The sequence below is a fragment of the Aromatoleum sp. genome (assembly GCF_036675785.1).
In the GTDB taxonomy this organism is placed as follows: domain Bacteria; phylum Pseudomonadota; class Gammaproteobacteria; order Burkholderiales; family Rhodocyclaceae; genus Aromatoleum.
Window position 1 is genome coordinate 1 of the sequence record NZ_JAKFEF010000066.1, and the last position, 16,364, is coordinate 16,364.

The 16,364-nt window shown below is 67.3% G+C and carries 16 protein-coding genes; 10 read left to right on the forward strand and 6 right to left on the reverse strand.

Going from position 1 to position 16,364, the window contains the following annotated elements; all coding sequences use genetic code 11:
- On the reverse strand, positions 1-779 hold a 779-nt coding region (locus tag V6M37_RS13575; RefSeq protein WP_332674118.1), incomplete at its 3' end, for a TRAP transporter substrate-binding protein.
- Between the two features lie 318 nt (positions 780-1,097).
- Here V6M37_RS13575 and V6M37_RS13580 point away from each other — a divergent pair.
- Together V6M37_RS13580 and V6M37_RS13585 are read left to right on the forward strand one after the other, a co-directional pair.
- Positions 1,098-3,422, forward strand: a complete 2,325-nt coding sequence (locus V6M37_RS13580; RefSeq protein WP_332674119.1) for an aldehyde ferredoxin oxidoreductase C-terminal domain-containing protein — start codon at positions 1,098-1,100, stop codon at positions 3,420-3,422.
- 186 nt (positions 3,423-3,608) lie between these two features.
- Positions 3,609-4,154 (forward strand): DUF2242 domain-containing protein, encoded by a 546-nt coding sequence (locus tag V6M37_RS13585; RefSeq protein WP_332674120.1) that lies wholly within the window; start codon positions 3,609-3,611, stop codon positions 4,152-4,154.
- On the opposite strand, the gene V6M37_RS13590 is transcribed toward V6M37_RS13585, so the two are convergent.
- The 3 genes from V6M37_RS13590 to def form a co-directional block, all read right to left on the reverse strand.
- Positions 4,151-4,912: an ABC transporter permease gene (locus V6M37_RS13590; protein WP_332674121.1), complete on the reverse strand. Its 762-nt coding sequence runs from the start codon at positions 4,910-4,912 to the stop codon at positions 4,151-4,153. The two genes, V6M37_RS13585 and V6M37_RS13590, sit on opposite strands and share 4 nt — an antisense overlap.
- Complete coding sequence (locus tag V6M37_RS13595; protein WP_332674123.1) at positions 4,909-5,889, reverse strand: ABC transporter ATP-binding protein; 981 nt, start codon at positions 5,887-5,889, stop codon at positions 4,909-4,911. The genes V6M37_RS13590 and V6M37_RS13595 overlap by 4 nt, the downstream gene beginning before the upstream one ends.
- A 77-nt stretch (positions 5,890-5,966) precedes the next feature.
- Complete coding sequence (gene def / locus V6M37_RS13600; RefSeq protein WP_332674124.1) at positions 5,967-6,506, reverse strand: peptide deformylase; 540 nt, start codon at positions 6,504-6,506, stop codon at positions 5,967-5,969.
- A gap of 286 nt (positions 6,507-6,792) precedes the next feature.
- Here def and V6M37_RS13605 point away from each other — a divergent pair, with 286 nt between their 5' ends.
- On the forward strand, positions 6,793-8,286 hold the full coding sequence (locus V6M37_RS13605; RefSeq protein WP_332674126.1) for an NAD-dependent succinate-semialdehyde dehydrogenase: 1,494 nt from the start codon (positions 6,793-6,795) through the stop codon (positions 8,284-8,286).
- A gap of 252 nt (positions 8,287-8,538) precedes the next feature.
- Positions 8,539-9,198: a hypothetical protein gene (locus V6M37_RS13610; protein ID WP_332674128.1), complete on the forward strand. Its 660-nt coding sequence runs from the start codon at positions 8,539-8,541 to the stop codon at positions 9,196-9,198.
- 10 nt (positions 9,199-9,208) lie between these two features.
- On the opposite strand, the gene V6M37_RS13615 is transcribed toward V6M37_RS13610, so the two are convergent.
- Positions 9,209-10,219, reverse strand: a complete 1,011-nt coding sequence (locus V6M37_RS13615; RefSeq protein ID WP_332674130.1) for a type I asparaginase — start codon at positions 10,217-10,219, stop codon at positions 9,209-9,211.
- Between the two features lie 95 nt (positions 10,220-10,314).
- On the opposite strand from V6M37_RS13615, the gene V6M37_RS13620 reads away from it, so the two are divergent.
- A complete protein-coding gene (locus V6M37_RS13620; RefSeq protein WP_332674131.1) occupies positions 10,315-10,593 on the forward strand; it encodes a PepSY domain-containing protein in 279 nt (92 codons plus the stop codon).
- A 164-nt stretch (positions 10,594-10,757) separates the two neighbouring features.
- Here the strand turns inward: V6M37_RS13620 and V6M37_RS13625 are convergent, their stop codons facing one another.
- Positions 10,758-11,663: a LysR family transcriptional regulator gene (locus V6M37_RS13625; protein ID WP_332674132.1), complete on the reverse strand. Its 906-nt coding sequence runs from the start codon at positions 11,661-11,663 to the stop codon at positions 10,758-10,760.
- A gap of 156 nt (positions 11,664-11,819) precedes the next feature.
- On the opposite strand from V6M37_RS13625, the gene mdcA reads away from it, so the two are divergent.
- Genes mdcA through mdcE form a run of 5 tightly spaced genes read left to right on the forward strand, consistent with a single transcriptional unit; the run spans position 11,820 to position 16,357 of the window.
- Positions 11,820-13,481, forward strand: coding sequence for a malonate decarboxylase subunit alpha (gene mdcA / locus V6M37_RS13630; RefSeq protein WP_332674134.1), 1,662 nt, complete (start codon positions 11,820-11,822; stop codon positions 13,479-13,481).
- Positions 13,481-14,356, forward strand: a complete 876-nt coding sequence (locus V6M37_RS13635; RefSeq protein ID WP_332674135.1) for a triphosphoribosyl-dephospho-CoA synthase — start codon at positions 13,481-13,483, stop codon at positions 14,354-14,356. Before mdcA ends, V6M37_RS13635 begins: the two co-directional genes overlap by 1 nt.
- Positions 14,357-14,372: 16 nt before the next feature.
- Positions 14,373-14,681 carry a malonate decarboxylase subunit delta gene (locus tag V6M37_RS13640; RefSeq protein WP_332674137.1) on the forward strand — a complete coding sequence of 103 codons (309 nt, stop codon included), beginning with the start codon at positions 14,373-14,375 and terminating at the stop codon, positions 14,679-14,681.
- Between the two features lie 7 nt (positions 14,682-14,688).
- Complete coding sequence (locus tag V6M37_RS13645; RefSeq protein ID WP_332674139.1) at positions 14,689-15,534, forward strand: biotin-independent malonate decarboxylase subunit beta; 846 nt, start codon at positions 14,689-14,691, stop codon at positions 15,532-15,534.
- A 1-nt stretch (position 15,535) separates the two neighbouring features.
- Positions 15,536-16,357 carry a biotin-independent malonate decarboxylase subunit gamma gene (gene mdcE, locus V6M37_RS13650; RefSeq protein ID WP_332674141.1) on the forward strand — a complete coding sequence of 274 codons (822 nt, stop codon included), beginning with the start codon at positions 15,536-15,538 and terminating at the stop codon, positions 16,355-16,357.
- The last annotated feature ends 7 nt before the right edge of the window (positions 16,358-16,364 follow it).

Sequence of the window (16,364 nt, forward strand, 5' to 3'; positions counted from 1 at the left end):
AGATCGGCGGGCAGGCTGTCGTACTTCGCCTTGTTCATCGCAAAGACGAACGCGGTCGTGTACAGCGCGCGCGCCTTCGGATCGCCTTCGCTGTGAAACTTCACGAGTTCGTGGGCTTTGACGGCCGGGACGACTTCCCACGGAAGCATCGCACCGTCGATGACGCCCTTCGACAGCGCCTCGGACACCTGCGGCACAGGCATGCCGACCGGCGTCGCACCGAGCGCGGCGAGGAACTTGTTCGTCTGCCGGGTCGGTGCGCGCAGCTTCAGGCCGCGGAAGTTCGACAGCTCACTGACCGGCTTCTTGACGAGGTGCAACTGGCCGGCGTCGTGAACGTGGAAGAGGATCGGCCTGACGTCCTTGTATTCGGTATGGTCGAGCTTGTTGACGTGGATGTATTCCCACAACGCCCGGCTCGACGACTCCGCGGTGTTCGTCATGAACGGCAACTCGAACACTTCGGTCGCCGGGAAGCGGCCGGCGCTGTAGCCCGGCAGCGTCCACGCGATATCGGCGATGCCGTCCCGTACCTGGTCGATCAACTGCGGCGGCGTTCCGCCGAGCTGCATCGCAGGATAGATCTCGCACTTGAGCCTGCCCGCCGACTCCTTGTTGATCTTGTCGCACCACGGCGTGATGAATTTCGCGTGGGCAGTCGAGCCCGGCGGAAGGAAATGGGCCACTTTGAGCTTCACTTCCTCGGCCGCGGCCGTGCCAATTGAAAGCGCCAACGCGACGCCGACCGCTGCCTTGATTCCGAACATCTGCTTCTCCATCGTCTCCTCCTGTGAATTTCCCTGCGTCTTTGTTTTTTGCGAACGATAGGCGCGACGCCCCTTCCCCCACAACCGGGTGCATTGTCTATTTGGATCGCAATTGATGCACATCAACCAATATTGCTGCGCGTCACGCAGACGGGAATCATTCTCCTTTGCCAGATCCGCACCAAATCGCGACAAAACACTTTGCAATCAACCGCTTGTCGGCGTCACGCGCCCAATCGCCGGCGCCCACCATCGGCCCACCATATTTTGTTTGACTTCAAACTATTTGTTAATCACACTTTCAGAATACTGATCAAAGGAGACCGACAAATGGGCATCAGGGACAAGGTGGAAGCACTGTGTGAGCGCCTGCACGACGAGCCGCAACACGCGACGCAGGGAGCGGTGCTGTTCGTCGACCTGGAACGGCGCGAGACGCGCAGGAAATACCTGCCCGTCGACGTGCTGCGCACCTTCCTGGGCGGACGCGGCGCGAACATGTACCTGCTCTACAACCTGCTGCAGGACGAGCGCGATGCGCTCGATCCGGAAGTCCCGCTGATCTTTGGCGCCGGCACGCTGACCGGCGACATGCCGGCGGCGACGCGCGGCAACTTCACGAGCCGCTCGCCCGACAGCCACGCGATTCTCGATTCGAACGGAGGCGACTACTTCCCGTCGTTTGTGAAGCGCCACGGCTACGACCACATCGTGCTCTACGGCCTCGCCCCGCACTGGACGCTGCTGCGCATTGCGTTCGGGGAAGTCCAGTTCCTCGACGCGACGCCTTATGTCGGCCTCGACAACCTCGACCTGCCGGGCGCGATCGAACGCGACTTCGACTGCACCGAGCGCAAGGACATGGCGCTCGCCCGCATCACGACCGCAGGCGAGAACCTCGCGCTGTGCAGCGGCATCATGGGCGGCATCAAGGCGATCTGGGCGCGCGGCGGCGGCGGCGCGAAAATGGGCGCGCTACGGCTGAAAGCCATCATGGTGCACGGCAAGCCGGGCGAGGCGCCGAAAGTCGCCGAGCTCAAGGCGCACAACAAGGTGATCGGCAAGAAGATCACGTCGACGTCGGTGATCAAGAACGCGCTGAAGCAGGTCGGCACGCCGTTCCTGTACAAGCCGTCGCGCGTGCTCGGCGCGCTCGGCACGATGAACAACCAGACAACCGCGTGGCATCCGACGCTCGACGCCGACAACTTCGACCCCTACCGCCCCGGCATGGACGGCTGCTTCAAGTGCCCGGTGCATTGCCGCAACCAGAACGACATGACGCCCGAGGGCAAGGGCGGCTGGGGCTCGGCCGCGCTGAAGGGCCTGAAGGGCAACGCGAGCTACGACAAGGCGCAGGCCGACGTCGAGCACGGCAAGGAGCGTACCTACAACGGCATCCACAACGACGGCAAGTTCGACCAGTACGACAAGGGCGACGGGCCGGAGTACGTCACCGTGGGCAAGTTCGGCCCGATGATCGGCCTGAAGGAGCCCGAGCAGATCCTGCGGCTCAACAACATCCTCAACGACCTCGGCCTCGACTCCGCCTCGACCGGCAGCGCGATCGCGTGGGCGATGGAACTGTGGCAGCGCGGCATCATCGACGCGACCCACACGGGGGGCCTCGACCTGTCGTGGGGCAACTACGAGACCGTCGAGAAGCTCCTCTTCATGACGGCGAAGCGCGAAGGTTTCGGTGACACGATCGCGGACTCGGCGCGCGCGGTCGAACGCGGCAAGTATCCCGCCGAGGCGCTCGACTACCGGATGACGGTCAAGGGCCTGTTCCAGTCGGACCCGCACGATGCGCGCATCCTGAAGGCGTTCGCGCTCGGCCTCTCGGTCGCGACGCGCGGCATGGACCACCTGCGCAACCGCGTCACGCTCGAGATCAACGCACGCATCAACGACGATGCGGCGTTCAAGACCGAGCTGTACGGCGGCACCGTCGCGCCCGAGCCGAACCGCTACGAAGGCAAGGAGATCGCGGTGCGCCGCTGCGAGAACACTTTCGCGGTCGGCGACTCGGTCGGGATGTGCCGCTTCAACACGAAGCTCTTCAACTCGCCGACGACGCCCGACCCGAGCGATTTCGCGACCCAGGTGTCGGCGGCAACCGAGCTCGACTTCACCGGCGAACAGCTCAACGAGATCGGACGCAACATCACCGGCCTCGAGCGGCTGCTGAACTTCCGCTTCGGCCTGCGCGCTAAGGACGACACGCTGCCGCGGCGCTGGTTCGAGGAGGAAATCCAGGTCGGCCCGTTCAAGGGCGAAAAGGTCGACCGGACCGAGTTCAACGCCATGAAGGCGCGCTTCTACGACGTCACCGGGCTCAACGCCGAAGGCGTGCCGCGGGCCGACTGGCATCAGCAGCTCGCGCGGACAACGACCGGTTTCGCGGTCCGCGTCGAGCTCCCGCAGCCGCTGCCGGGCGCACCCGAGAAGACGGTCGTCATCGACGAGCGCGTCGGCAACGTGATCGAACTGCGCGACGCACTGCGCCGCCGCTTCCCGGAAGCGCAGGACGCGCTCTCCGATCTTTCGTGGAACGTCGCGGTCAACGGTCGGATGGTGCTCGCCGGCGAGCGGGAGACGGCGCTGAACGACGGAGACCGCGTCGCGCTCGTGCCGATCATCGCGGGCGGCTGATTCGCTTACCGAGGGCGGTCGCAGACCAGCCCGCCGCGGCGGCGAGGAGTCGCCGCCGCGCGTGTCGCCGGGGCGAGCCAGGAAGGAGTCCTCTGGATAATTGAATCCGGGGAGGGAACGCCACCGCTTGGATGTTCTAACATTCAGGCTACAGAACTGGCTCACGCTCCACCGGAAACTCCGCCCATGTTTCTTCCCGCCCGCCATCTCGTTCGGCTCGGCGCCGTTGCGCTGCTCGTCGGCGCGTGCGCGACGCCTCCGGCGCCGTACCTCACCGAAACCTTCGACTCCGAATCCCCGTACATGGACTGGAGCGACCGGGAGCCGCCGGCGGCCTGCGAGCTCGGCAAGCGCGCGCTGCTCAGCCAGGGCTACCGCGTCGACAGCAGCAATCCGCAGAGCATCCGCGGCGAGAAGTTCTTCCAGCCGAAAGCCGACGTCGGCATGACGCTGCACATCACCCTCGTCTGCCTGCCGAGCAATCTCGGCGCCGTCCTGTACGCGAACGCGCTACAGACCCGCTTCGAGATGAAGTCTGCCGCGAGCAGCACCGGCGTCAGCGTCGCCGGCGTTGGCTCGATCTCGCTGCCGTGGTCGTCGGACAAGGAGGCGATGGTCAAGGTGGCCGAGGAGACCGTCACCGACCCGGCGTTCTACCGGCGGTTCTTCGGGTTGATCGACATGCTGCACGGCGAGGAAGCGAAGATCTCCACCGCGATGTCGCCGAACTAGGTCTTGAGCCGGTAACCGGTCCGGAACATCCACGTCACGATCGCGAGGAACAGCGCGAGGAAGCCGAGCGTCATCGCGAGGCTCACGCCGACGCCGACGTCGGCGCTGCCGTAAAAGCTCCAGCGGAAGCCGCTGACGAGATAGACGACCGGATTCAGCAGTGTCACGCTCTTCCAGAACGGCGGCAGCATGTCGATGGAATAGAAGCTACCGCCGAGAAAGGTCAGCGGCGTGATGATCAGCAGCGGGACGAGCTGGAGCTTTTCGAAGTTGTCCGCCCAGATGCCGATGATGAAGCCGAACAGGCTGAACGTGACCGCCGTCAGCAGCAGGAAGGACAGCATCCACAGCGGATGATCGATGCGCAGCGGCACGAACGCGCTCGCGGTCGCGAGAATGATCAGGCTCAGCAGCGTCGATTTCGTTGCGGCCGCGCCGACGTAGGCGAGCACGATCTCGAAATGCGACACCGGCGCCGACAGCAATTCGTAGATCGTCCGCGAGAACTTCGGAAAGAAGATCGCGAACGATGCGTTCGACACGCTCTGCGTGAGCAGCGACAGCATGATCAGCCCCGGGACGATGAACGCGCCGTAACTGACGCCGTCGATCTCGGGAATGCGCGAGCCGATTGCCGACCCGAAAACGACGAAATAGAGCGACGTCGAAATCACCGGCGCGACGATGCTCTGCAGCAGCGTGCGGCGGGTGCGGGCCATCTCGAACAGGTAGATCGCGCGCACGGCGTGAATGTTCATCGCTGCTTCCTCACCCCCCCGCCGTCGTGCACGAGGCTGACGAAGATGTCTTCGAGCGAACTTTGCGTCGTGTGCAGGTCCTTGAAGCGGACCCCGGCGTCGCCGAGGTCCTTCAGCAGCTCCAGGATGCCGCTGCGCTCGCGACCGCTGTCGTACGAGTAGATCAATTCCTCGCCGCCGGCGGACAGTTCGAGCCGGTGGCGCGCGAGTGACGGCGGGACCGCCGAGAGCCGCTCCTGCAGCTGCAACGTCAGCTGCTTCCGGCCAAGCTTGCGCATCAGCTCGACCTTGTCCTCGATGAGGATGATCTCGCCCTTGTCGATCACGCCGATCCGGTCGGCCATCTCTTCGGCTTCCTCGATGTAGTGCGTCGTCAGGATCACCGTGACGCCGGTCTCGCGCAGCCGGCGCACCAGCTGCCACATGTCCCGCCGCAACTCGACGTCGACGCCTGCGGTCGGCTCGTCGAGGAACAGGATTTTCGGCTCGTGCGACAGCGCCTTGGCGATCAGCACGCGCCGCTTCATGCCGCCCGACAGCGCGAGGAGCCGGCTGTCCTTCTTGCCCCACAGCGACAGGTCCTTCAGCAGCCGTTCGATGTAGACGGGGTTCGCCGGCTTGCCGAACAGGCCGCGCGTGAACGTGACGGTCGCCCACACGGTCTCGAACGCGTCGGTCGTCAGCTCCTGCGGCACGAGTCCGATCAACGCTCTTGCGGCGCGGTAGTCGCGGACGATGTCGTGCCCGTCGACCAGCACTTTTCCGTCGCCCGGATTGACGATGCCGCAGATGATGCTGATCAGCGTCGTCTTGCCGGCCCCGTTCGGGCCGAGCAGCGCGAAGATTTCACCGCGCCGGATTTCGAGGTCGATGTTCCTCAGCGCGCAGAACCCGGAAGCGTAGGTCTTCGAAAGCCCGACGACGGAAATGACCGGCGGCGAAGCTGACGGGGGACGCGGGTGGGAGATCGACGGCATGCGGGCAAAGATAGCAGATGACCGATGCGTTTCCCGCGCGCGGCCGAAACATCGTTACACGTTCCGCGGGGCCGCCCTCACTCCGCGCCCGGATCGCTTTTCGGATCGGGAAAGAGCACGTCGGTGTATCCGAAGCGGCTGAAGTCGCGGATCCGCATCGGGTAAAGGATGCCGTCGAGGTGATCGCATTCGTGCTGCACGACGCGCGCGTGGAAGCCCTCGACGCTGCGGTCGATCGCGTGCCCCTCCGGGTCGAAGCCCTGATAACGGATGCAGCGATACCGCGGCACGATCCCGCGCAGGCCGGGCACCGACAGGCAGCCTTCCCAGTCCTCCTCCATGTCTTCGCCGAGCGGCGTGATCCACGGATTGAGCAGGATCGTGCGGGGCACCGGCGGCGCGTCCGGGTACCGGTCGCTGCGGTCGAAGCCGAAGATCGCGAGCCGGAGCCCGACGCCGATCTGCGGCGCCGCAAGCCCGACCCCGCCCGCCGCAGCCATCGTGTCGAACATGTCTGCGATCAGCGCCGAAAGCTCCGATGTGCCGAACGCGGTCACCGGTCGCGCGGGCTCGAGCAGGCGCGGATCGCCCATCCTGAGAATCGTCCTGACTGCCATCGATGTCGCATCTCCGTGAAAAGCACCATTGTGCTGCGCCGGCCGCCGACGGCAAGCGCAGCGCGCGGCGTACGAAAACGCACGCCCCTCGCGCCCGCTTCTTCGTCCCCGACGTGCCGCGCCAATCACTCGGGCAGAAACCCGAAAATCGATGTATCGAAACACTTGTCCGGGCTCCTTCACGCGGTACAGTAAACGCCTTTCGCGATCGTGCCCGTTCGCCGGAACTCGGCGGGGCGTCCCGCGAAGCCTTCGCATCACGCACCCTCGAGGACCCGATCACGCCATGGACATGAGGCTACCCTTTCCCACCCTTCCCCATCGCCCGCGCGGGCAGGAACTGGTGCGGACGGCGGGCTTCATCGACGGCGAATGGGTGGGAGCCGATCGCGGCGCCCGCTTCGAGGTGCGCAATCCGGCCGACCGCACACTGGTCGCCGAAGTGCCGAACATGGGCGCAATCGAAACCCGGCGGGCGATTCGGGCCGCCGCCGCGGCCTTTCCCCGCTGGCGTGCGGTGCCGCCCCCGCAGCGCAGCGCGATGCTGCGCCGCTGGCACGAGTTGATCGTCGAGTGCGCCGATGACCTCGCGCTGCTGCTGACGACCGAACAGGGAAAGCCGCTCCCCGACGCCCGGGCGGAGATCCTGCAGACGGCGACGTTCGTCGAGTGGTACGCGGAAGAAGGCAAGCGCCTCGGCAGCAGCACGCTCCCGGTCGCGGATCCGGGGCGGCGGGGGTGGATCGTGCGCGAGCCGGTGGGCGTGTGCGCGGCGATCACGCCGTGGAACTACCCGGCGTCGTCGGTCGCGAAGAAGCTCGCACCGGCGCTCGCCGCGGGCTGCACCGTCGTGCTCAAGCCCGCCGAACAGACGCCTCTGACGGCGCTCGCGCTCGCGGCGCTCGCCGAACTCGCGGGGCTGCCGCGCGGCGTCCTCAACGTCGTCACCGGGGACGGCAGCGCCGCCGCGGAAATCGGCCGCGCGCTGACCGACGATCCGGCGGTGCGCATGATGAGCTTCACCGGGTCCGGCGAAGTCGGCCGCGAGCTGATGCGCCAGTGCGCCGCGACCGTGAAGAACCTGTCCCTCGAACTCGGCGGCCACGCGCCCTTCATCGTCTTCGACGACGCCGACCTCGAACTCGCGGTCGAATGCGCGGTGAAGGCCAAGTTCCGCAACTCCGGCCAGATGTGCGTCGCCGCGAACCGCTTCCTGATCCACGAAGACCTCTACGACGCGTTCGCCGCGCGCCTGGTCGATCGCGTGCGTCAGCTCGAAGTCGGCCCCGGGGTCGTCCCCGGCATGCAGCTCGGTCCGCTGATCGACGAGCTCGCGGTCGGCAAGGTCGCGCGGCATATCGACGACGCGGTCGCGCTCGGCGCCCGGCTGCTCGCGGGCGGCAAGGTCCATGCGCGCGGTGGCACGTTCTTCGAACCGACGATCCTCGGCGACGTCACCGACGCGATGGCGATCGCGCACGAGGAAACTTTCGGCCCGGTCGCGCCGCTGATGCGCTTTCGCACCGAGCAGGAGGCCATCGCGATCGCGAACGCGAGCGAATACGGTCTCGCGAGCTACGTGTTCTCGCGCGACATTTCCCGGATCCTGCGCGTCACCGAAGCCCTCGAAACCGGCGCGGTCGCGGTGAACACCGGGTCCTTCACGACGGAGGCCGCGCCGTTCGGCGGCGTGAAGCAGTCCGGACTCGGCCGCGAAGGCGGCACCTGGGGGCTCGACAGCTTCCTCTCGGTCAAGCACGTCACGCTCGGCATCGGCTGAGCCCGCCGATGACGCCTCGCGAACGCTCCCGGCGTCCGCGCACCGGCCGACAAGGTCATCAGGGTCTCCCGTTTGCTCGCATCGCGGATCCGCGCCGCCATTTCTCGCAGCGGCGCGGAACGACGTCGCCGGGCGGGATCCGGGGATCAATTCTTCGCCTTCGTCGGTGCCGTCGGAAAGCCGCTCGATTCTTCGAAACGCCCGGTCCGCAGCTCGGGCCGGGCCGCGAGGAGTTGCCTGGAGGATGTCCGCATGAGCGAGTTGTTCCTCTCTTCGCCGGCGAAGCGCTGCGCCGTTTTTGCCGCGTCCGCCGCATGCGTTGCGCTGCCGCTGTCGTCGCACGCGACGCTGATCACCTTCGACGACCTGCGGCCCGGAACCGCGGTGACGACGCAGTACGAAGACCAGGGCCTGATCGTCCAAGGCGGCGTGATCCGCGGACCCGAACTCGGCGAAAGGCCGGTCGTATCGCCGCCGAACGCGCTCTACGATCTGTTCGGTCCCGGGCTGACACTGCAGTTCGTCGGCTCGCTCCCGACGACGGTCAGCATGTTCGTCACGGCTTCGCTCGAGGACCGGATCTTCCTGACCGCGTGGAGCGACACCGAAGTGCTCGACAGCTTCGAGACCGAAGGCTGGCGCGGCCTCGAGGAACTCAGCACACCCGCGATCCCGCGACAGCCGGTCACGCTGACCGGCCCCGGAATCTCGCATGTGGAACTGGGAAGCTTCTATGCACGGCGCGGCGACATCAACATCGACGACCTGAGCTTTTCGACGACGCCGATCGGCGAGCCGTCGACGATCCTTCTCGCCGCGCTCGGTCTCGTTGTCGCCGGGCACTTCTGCCGGTCACGGAACCGCGCAGACCGCGAGTGCGAAAATCCCCAGCTCGCCGCTGCCGCGGCGTGAAGTCACGGCTTCACGACACTTCGCCGCACAGCGATTCCCCGAGGGCCCGGCGCACGACGTCGGCGTCGGAATTCGTAGCGAGTACGAAGTGCAGCTTCGCGAACGCCGCCTCGAGCGTCATGTCGCCACCGGGCAAGACGCCGATGCGATCGAGCGCCGCGCCGGTCGCGTAAGTGCCCTGGATCACGTGGCCGCTCACGCACTGCGTCGTATTGAGCACGACGAGGCCGCGGCCGGTTGCGCGCGCGAGCGAGTCCATGAACGCCTGCTGCGCGTCGGGCGCATTGCCGACGCCGTAAGTGCGCAGGACGAGGCCGCGGACGCGCGGGCTGCCGGTGATCGCGTCGACGATACGGGCCGAAATGCCGGGGTACACCGGCAGCACGGCTACGGCTTCGGCGTCGAATTGCGGGACGACGAAGGCTCTCGTTGCCGGCGCCAGCAGCGCGTCCGCGTACAGCGCGATGTCCGCGCCGACATCGGCCAGATGGGGGTAATTCGGTGACTCGAACGCGTCGAACGCCTCGCTCTTGAGCTTCGTGCTGCGGTTGCCGCGCAGCAGCCGTCCGCTGAAGTACAGGCAGATTTCCGGAATGCCGTGCCGGCCGGCGAGCGTCAGCGCGCCGAGCAGGTTGCCGAGCGCGTCGCTGTCCGGCTCGCCGAGCGGAATCTGCGCGCCGGTGAAGATCACCGGCTTGTCGGCGCCGCGCAGCATGAATGACAGCGCCGACGCGCTGTAGGCCATCGTGTCGGTGCCGTGCAGCACGACGAACCCGTCGTAGGACTGCCAGCGCACGACGAGCTCGCGGGCGAGCCCGGTCCAATGCGACGGCTGCAGGTTCGCGCTGTCGATCGGCTCCGGGAGCGCGACGACGTCGAAATCGGGCAGCACCGCGGCGACCTGCTCGCGCAGCAGGCGGCGCAGCACGTCTTCGAATCCCGTCATCGGCCGATAGCCGTCGTCCGCGCGTGCCATGCCGATCGTGCCGCCCGCATAGAGGATCAGTACGCGGGATGCCATCGTTTCGTTCTCCATATTCGTTCAGCTCCCATTCAGCGCTGCGGTCCGAGAATGCGCTCCATGCCACCCCGGCATGACCCGAAAGGAGAGCAGACATGAAAATCCGACACATCATCCTCGCCGTCGCCGCGCTGCTGACCGGGACCGCCGCGATCGCCGGACCGACGTGCACCGAGGCCCCGCGGGAACAGTGGATGCCGCAGGAGACGATGCTGCGCAAGCTCGTCGACCAGGGCTACACCCTCGAAAAATTCAAGGTCACCGACGGCAACTGCTATGAACTGTACGGCATCGACCGGGACGGCCGGAAGGTCGAGATCTACCACAACCCGGTCGATGGCAGCGTCGTCCAGGCGAAGACGAAGAAGGCCTGATGCGGACAGGCCGGGCGGCCAGCACGGCGCCCGACCGCGTCCGAAGTCCGCGCCGTCGAACGCCGTCGTCGCCCCTCCCGCTCCGCGCAACGCAACAGAATCCCGGGAGCGCTCGCGGTCGCTGCTTTCTGGTCGGCTTCGAACGACGTTTGGAGGCGCGAAACCTAGCGCCGGCGGAACATCCGGCATTCGGCAGACAGCGCGAGCAGGTTCGGGCTGCGTTCGCGATTCTTCGGCATCAGCAACGTGATGCGCTGGCTGGTAGCGTAGCGGGCGTCGAGCGGGATGAATTGCACCTGCGGGCTGAACTCGGCCACGCGGCGCGGCAGCAGTGCATAGCCGACGCCGCCGCTGACGAGGTTCGTCAGCGAGAAGATGTCGCCGACCCGCATTGCGATATTGGGCTGAAAGCCCGCGAGCTCGAACGCGTACATGAAGTCGTGATAAGTCGCGAAGTCCTCGCTGAGCGTCACGAACTTCTCGTCGCGCAAGTCCCGCAGGTCGACGCTCGCGCGGTCGGCGTAGCGGGAGTCGAGCGGCGCCGCGAAGCAGATCTCGTCGTCGAACATCGGCACTTCGACGAGGTCGGCGTGCGGAACATCCGCATCCAGCGCGATGACGATCGCGTCCAGCCGGGCGTCCCTCAACTTCTCGAGGAGATCGCGGTTCGACCCCAGCGTCAGGTCCACGTCGAGGTCGGGCCGCCGCGTCTTCAGTCCCATCAGCAGCTGCGGAAGCGTGCGCACCGTAAGCGAGTACAGGGCGCCGATGCGGATGCGGGCGGCGGTGAAGCCCGCTGCCTCCCGCGCTGCATCGACCCCGTCCACACAGGCTCGAACCGCTCGTGCGGCGTGCTCGGCGAACGCGTAGGCTGCTGCGAGCGGGATCAGTTTTCGACCGTCGCGGCGGAAGAGCGGGCAGCGCAGGGCCTCCTCCAGCGAATGCAGGGAGCGGTGCACGCTGACCGTACTCTGGCCCACCATCTCGGCCACCCGCCCCATGCTTCCAGCTTCCATGAACGTGAGAAATACCTCGAGCTTGCGGAAGGTGATCTGCTCGTCGATTTGCATTCGGGGCCTCCGGACCGATCGATCCATAACAAGAATCAAGCCAGAATTAAACGCTTTTTATTACCCCCGGAGTAATGAAACGCCGTATGGCTTGATTGAAGGTCCATAGGGGCGGGCCTATCTTGCAGTCACGAAGTCCATTTGACGGAGTGACGAATGCAAGCCAGTGTTCAACTCGACCCCCGCTGGAGCAGGCGACGGACGGAAAAGCAGCGCCGTCTCGCCAGCGTCGGGAGTTTCGCCGACGGGCCGGTGCTGCGCAGCGACCGGATCGTCGAGGCCCTCGAACGACTGATCGCTCCCGGCGACCGCGTCGTGCTCGAAGGCAACAACCAGAAGCAGGCCGACTTCCTCGCCCGCGCGCTCGCCCGCACCGACCCGGCAGTGCTCAGCGGGCTGCACCTGATCATGCCGAGCGTGAGCCTTCCCGAGCACCTCGATGTGTTCGAGCGCGGCATCGCACGCAAGCTCGACTTCGCCTACGCCGGCGCGCAGAGCCTGCGCATCTCGCAATTCCTCGCCGACGGCCAGCTCGAGGTCGGCGCAATCCACACGTACATCGAACTCTACGCGCGGCTCTTCGTCGATCTGATCCCGAACGTCGTCCTGGTCGCCGGCTACGCGGCCGACCGCCAGGGCAACCTCTACACCGGCCCGAGCACCGAGGACACGCCGGCGATCGTCGAAGCCGCGGCGTTCCGCGACGGCATCGTGATCGCGCAGGTGAACGAGATCGTCGACGACCCGGCCGACCTGCCGCGCGTCGATGTGCCCGCCTCGTGGATCGACTTCGTCGTCCAGGCCGACAAGCCGTTCTTCATCGAGCCGCTGTTCACCCGCGACCCGCGCCTGATCTCGCCGATGCACATCCTGATGGCGATGATGGCAATCCGCGGTGTCTACGAACGCCACCAAGTGCAGTCGCTGAACCACGGCATCGGGTTCAACACTGCGGCGATCGAGCTGATCCTGCCGACCTACGGCGAGAAGCTCGGGCTGAAGGGCAAGATCTGCCGCAACTGGGCGCTGAACCCGCATCCGACGCTGATTCCGGCGATCGAGAGCGGCTGGGTCGAGAGCGTGCATTGCTTCGGCGGCGAGCTCGGCATGGAGGCCTACGTCGCGGCGCGCCCCGACGTGTTCTTCACCGGCCGCGACGGCTCGATGCGCTCGAACCGCGCGCTGTGCCAGCTCGCCGGCCAATACGCGGTGGACCTCTTCATCGGCTCGACGCTGCAAATGGATGGCCTCGGCAATTCGTCGACGGTCACGCGCGGCCGACTCACGGGTTTCGGCGGCGCGCCGAACATGGGTCACGACCCGCACGGGCGCCGTCACCCCACCCCGGCGTGGCTCGACCTGATCGAGACCGACGATCCCCTCGCTCGCGGCCGCAAGCTCGTCGTGCAGCTCGTCGAGACCTTCCAGGCCGGCGGCAAGCCGACGATCGTCGAATCGCTCGACGCCGTCGACGTGGGCCGCGAAACCGGGATGCCGCTCGCGCCGGTGATGATCTATGGCGACGACGTCACGCACGTGCTGACCGAGGAAGGCATCGCCTACCTGTACAAGGCGCGCTCGCTCGAAGAGCGCAAGGCAATGCTCGCCGCGGTGGCCGGCGTCACGCCGATCGGGCTTACGCACGACGTGAAGACCACCGAGCGGCTGCGTCGCGACGGCCTGATCGCGCTGCCCGAAGACCTCGGCGTGCAGCGCGGCGAAGCGACGCGCTCGCTGCTCGCAGCGAAGAGCGTCGCCGACCTCGTGACGTGGTCGGGCGGGCTGTACAACCCCCCGCCGAAGTTCAGGAGCTGGTGATGAGCACGACGATCGAACGCACAGCCCGGACAGTCCCGGCCCCCCGATCAACCGCCGAGCGTCTCGCCGATCACGTGGTGGCGGCGCTGATCGACGAAGTGACGCTGACGCCGAAGCCCGGCCTCGTGGACTTCCGCGGCCGCGGGGCGCATCGCGACCTGAGCTGGCCGCTGATGTGTCATTCGGCGCGCAGCCTGCATCCGAGCTTCGTCGCGATGGCCGCCGCCGGCTCCGCGGGACTCGATCGCGATGTACTGCGCGAACGGATCGGCGCCATCGGCCGCGACGGCGAGGCCGCGATGACGCATGCGACCGGCGGAATCAACACGCATCGCGGCGCGATCTGGGCGCTCGGCCTGCTGGTCACCGCGGCGGCAATGGAGCACCACGACGGCTGCGCCGAGCGGATCGCCTCTCGCGCCGGCACGCTCGCCCGCCTCCCGGACCGCCACGCACCTGCCACGACCGGACACAAGGGTGAGCGCGCATGCCGCGTCCACCGCGTCGGCGGAGCGAAGGCGCAGGCGCGCGACGGATTCCCGCACGTCACCTGCGCCGCCCTGCCCGCACTGCGCGGGTCGCGCTCGCGGGGCGACAGCGAAGACGCGGCGCGACTCAATGCGCTGCTCGCGGTCATGGCGGCCCTGGACGACACCTGCGTGCTGGCCCGCGGCGGAACTGCCGCCCTCGCGACCGTCCAGGCCGGCGCCGCCCGTGTGCTCGCGGAGGGCGGTGCCGGCAACGCAGACGGCAGAAAGTCGCTGCGCGAGCTCGAGCTGCGCATGCTCGAACTCGACGTATCGCCGGGGGGCGCGGCCGACCTGCTCGCGGCGACGCTCTTTCTCGACCGCGTCGAAGCGGACCGCGTTTCCTGAACTGGAGGACAGAACGATGGAAAAGATCTCTCTCGAATTCCCCGCCGCGGCCCCCGCCCGCGGGCGGGCCGCAGTCGGGGTCGTCGGCTCCGGCGACCTGGAAGTACTGCTCGAACCGAACACCGCCGGCAGCACCACCGTGTCGATCACGACTTCGGTCAATGGCATGGCGCGGGTATGGGAAGCCGTGCTCGCCCGCGTTCTCGGCGCGTCCCCGCTGCCGGCGACGAAGATCGAGATCAACGACTTCGGCGCGACGCCCGGCGTCGTGCGGATGCGCGTCGAGCAGGCCTTCGAAGAACTCAACGCCACCGGCGGAAAGTGAGAAAGAGATGAATTGCGAAGAGTTGTTGCAACGCACGAGCTTCATCGAACTGAGCGCCCGCGAGCGCGCTCGCGCCCTGCTCGACGCAGGATCGATGCGCGAGCTGATCGGCCCGTTCGAACGCATGGTGTCGCCGTGGCTCGCGCGGCAGGGAGTCGTCACGCAGGCGGACGACGGCGTCGTCGTCGCGAAGGGCAGGATCGACCGCGAGCCCGCCGTCGTGCTTGCGATCGAGGGCGCCTATCAGGGCGGCAGCATGGGCGAAGTCGGCGGCGCGAAGATCGCCGGTGCGCTCGAACTCGCGGCCGAGGACAACCGGCGCGGCATCCCGACGCGCGCGGTCATCGTCTTCGAGACCGGCGGCGTGCGCTTGCAGGAGGCGAACCTCGGCCTCGCCGCGATCGCCGAGATCCACGCCGCGATCGTGGACCTGCGCCGCTACCAGGCGGTCGTCGGCATCACCGCCGGCACTGTCGGCTGCTTTGGCGGCATGTCGATTGCCGCCGGACTGTGCAGCCACATGATCGTCACGCAGGAGGCCCGCCTCGGCCTCAACGGTCCGGCGGTAATCGAGCAGGAAGCCGGCATCGCGGAATACGACTCGCGCGACCGACCGTTCATCTGGAGCTTCACCGGCGGTGAGCAGCGCTATCGCTCGAAGCTCGCGGACGCGTATGTCGACGACGACGCCCACGCGATCCGCGAAACCATCCGCGCCGCGCTGCGTGCCGGCGCACCCGCGCGTCACCGCAGCGACCGCCACGAGGATTTCCTCGCCTGCCTCGCGGCGGTCGATCCCACCCAGCAGGCGCGGCCGGACGCCGTTCGCGCGCTTTACAAAGAAGGACTCTGACATGACCTCCACGAAGGAACAGAGCCGCGGCGCGGCCTGGCTCGCTGCGCTGACGGCGGAAGGAAGGCCGGCCGACGGTTACCCGCAGACGGTCCGCGTCGTCGACGGGTCGCTCGCCGGGGAGCCTGCCCGCTACATCACGGTCGTCCCCGACGCCGAAAACCCTTTCCCCCGGGTGCGCAACGGCGAAGTGGGGCTGATCGAAGGCTGGACGCTCGCGCGGGCCGTCCGCGAGACGATCGCCGCCGACGCCGAGCGTGCGACCAAGCGCCCGATCGTCGCAGTGATCGACGTCACGAGCCAGGCCTACGGGCGGCGCGAAGAAGCCTACGGCATCCACCAGGCCCTCGCGGGCGCGGCGGCCGCGTACGCCGACGCGCGGCTCGCCGGCCACCCGGTCATCGGCCTGATCGTCGGCAAGGCGATGTCCGGCGCGCTGCTCGCGCATGGCTACCAGGCCAACCGGCTGATCGCGCTCGACGACGCCGGGGTGATGGTGCACGCGATGGGCAAGGCCGCGGCGGCGCGCGTGACGCTGCGCACCGTAGAGGAACTGGAGGCGCTGGCCGCGACGATTCCGCCGATGGCCTACGACATCAACAGCTTCGCGACGCTCGGCCTGCTGTGGCGGCTGCTTCACGTCGAACGCGCCGATGCCCCGACCGCGACCGATGTGGACCGCGTGGAGACCTGCCTCGTGGAGGCGCTGGCGGACATCCGGGCCGATCGGCGGCGGGATCTGTCGGGCCGGCTGAAGCAATCGGCGAGGCGGACGTCGAAAGAGGTGCGCGAGCGGCTGCGCGCCGAATGGCAGGAGGGCTGACGACCAC

What these genes read in the sequence shown, in the direction of transcription:
- V6M37_RS13580 (WP_332674119.1), top strand. Translation starts at nt 1,098, where the DNA reads ATGGGCATCAGGGACAAGGTGGAAGCACTGTGTGAGCGCCTGCACGAC.
- V6M37_RS13585 (WP_332674120.1), top strand. Translation starts at nt 3,609, where the DNA reads ATGTTTCTTCCCGCCCGCCATCTCGTTCGGCTCGGCGCCGTTGCGCTG.
- V6M37_RS13590 (WP_332674121.1), bottom strand. Translation starts at nt 4,912, where the DNA reads ATGAACATTCACGCCGTGCGCGCGATCTACCTGTTCGAGATGGCCCGC.
- V6M37_RS13595 (WP_332674123.1), bottom strand. Translation starts at nt 5,889, where the DNA reads ATGCCGTCGATCTCCCACCCGCGTCCCCCGTCAGCTTCGCCGCCGGTC.
- def (WP_332674124.1), bottom strand. Translation starts at nt 6,506, where the DNA reads ATGGCAGTCAGGACGATTCTCAGGATGGGCGATCCGCGCCTGCTCGAG.
- V6M37_RS13605 (WP_332674126.1), top strand. Translation starts at nt 6,793, where the DNA reads ATGGACATGAGGCTACCCTTTCCCACCCTTCCCCATCGCCCGCGCGGG.
- V6M37_RS13610 (WP_332674128.1), top strand. Translation starts at nt 8,539, where the DNA reads ATGAGCGAGTTGTTCCTCTCTTCGCCGGCGAAGCGCTGCGCCGTTTTT.
- V6M37_RS13615 (WP_332674130.1), bottom strand. Translation starts at nt 10,219, where the DNA reads ATGGCATCCCGCGTACTGATCCTCTATGCGGGCGGCACGATCGGCATG.
- V6M37_RS13620 (WP_332674131.1), top strand. Translation starts at nt 10,315, where the DNA reads ATGAAAATCCGACACATCATCCTCGCCGTCGCCGCGCTGCTGACCGGG.
- V6M37_RS13625 (WP_332674132.1), bottom strand. Translation starts at nt 11,663, where the DNA reads ATGCAAATCGACGAGCAGATCACCTTCCGCAAGCTCGAGGTATTTCTC.
- mdcA (WP_332674134.1), top strand. Translation starts at nt 11,820, where the DNA reads ATGCAAGCCAGTGTTCAACTCGACCCCCGCTGGAGCAGGCGACGGACG.
- V6M37_RS13635 (WP_332674135.1), top strand. Translation starts at nt 13,481, where the DNA reads ATGAGCACGACGATCGAACGCACAGCCCGGACAGTCCCGGCCCCCCGA.
- V6M37_RS13640 (WP_332674137.1), top strand. Translation starts at nt 14,373, where the DNA reads ATGGAAAAGATCTCTCTCGAATTCCCCGCCGCGGCCCCCGCCCGCGGG.
- V6M37_RS13645 (WP_332674139.1), top strand. Translation starts at nt 14,689, where the DNA reads ATGAATTGCGAAGAGTTGTTGCAACGCACGAGCTTCATCGAACTGAGC.
- mdcE (WP_332674141.1), top strand. Translation starts at nt 15,536, where the DNA reads ATGACCTCCACGAAGGAACAGAGCCGCGGCGCGGCCTGGCTCGCTGCG.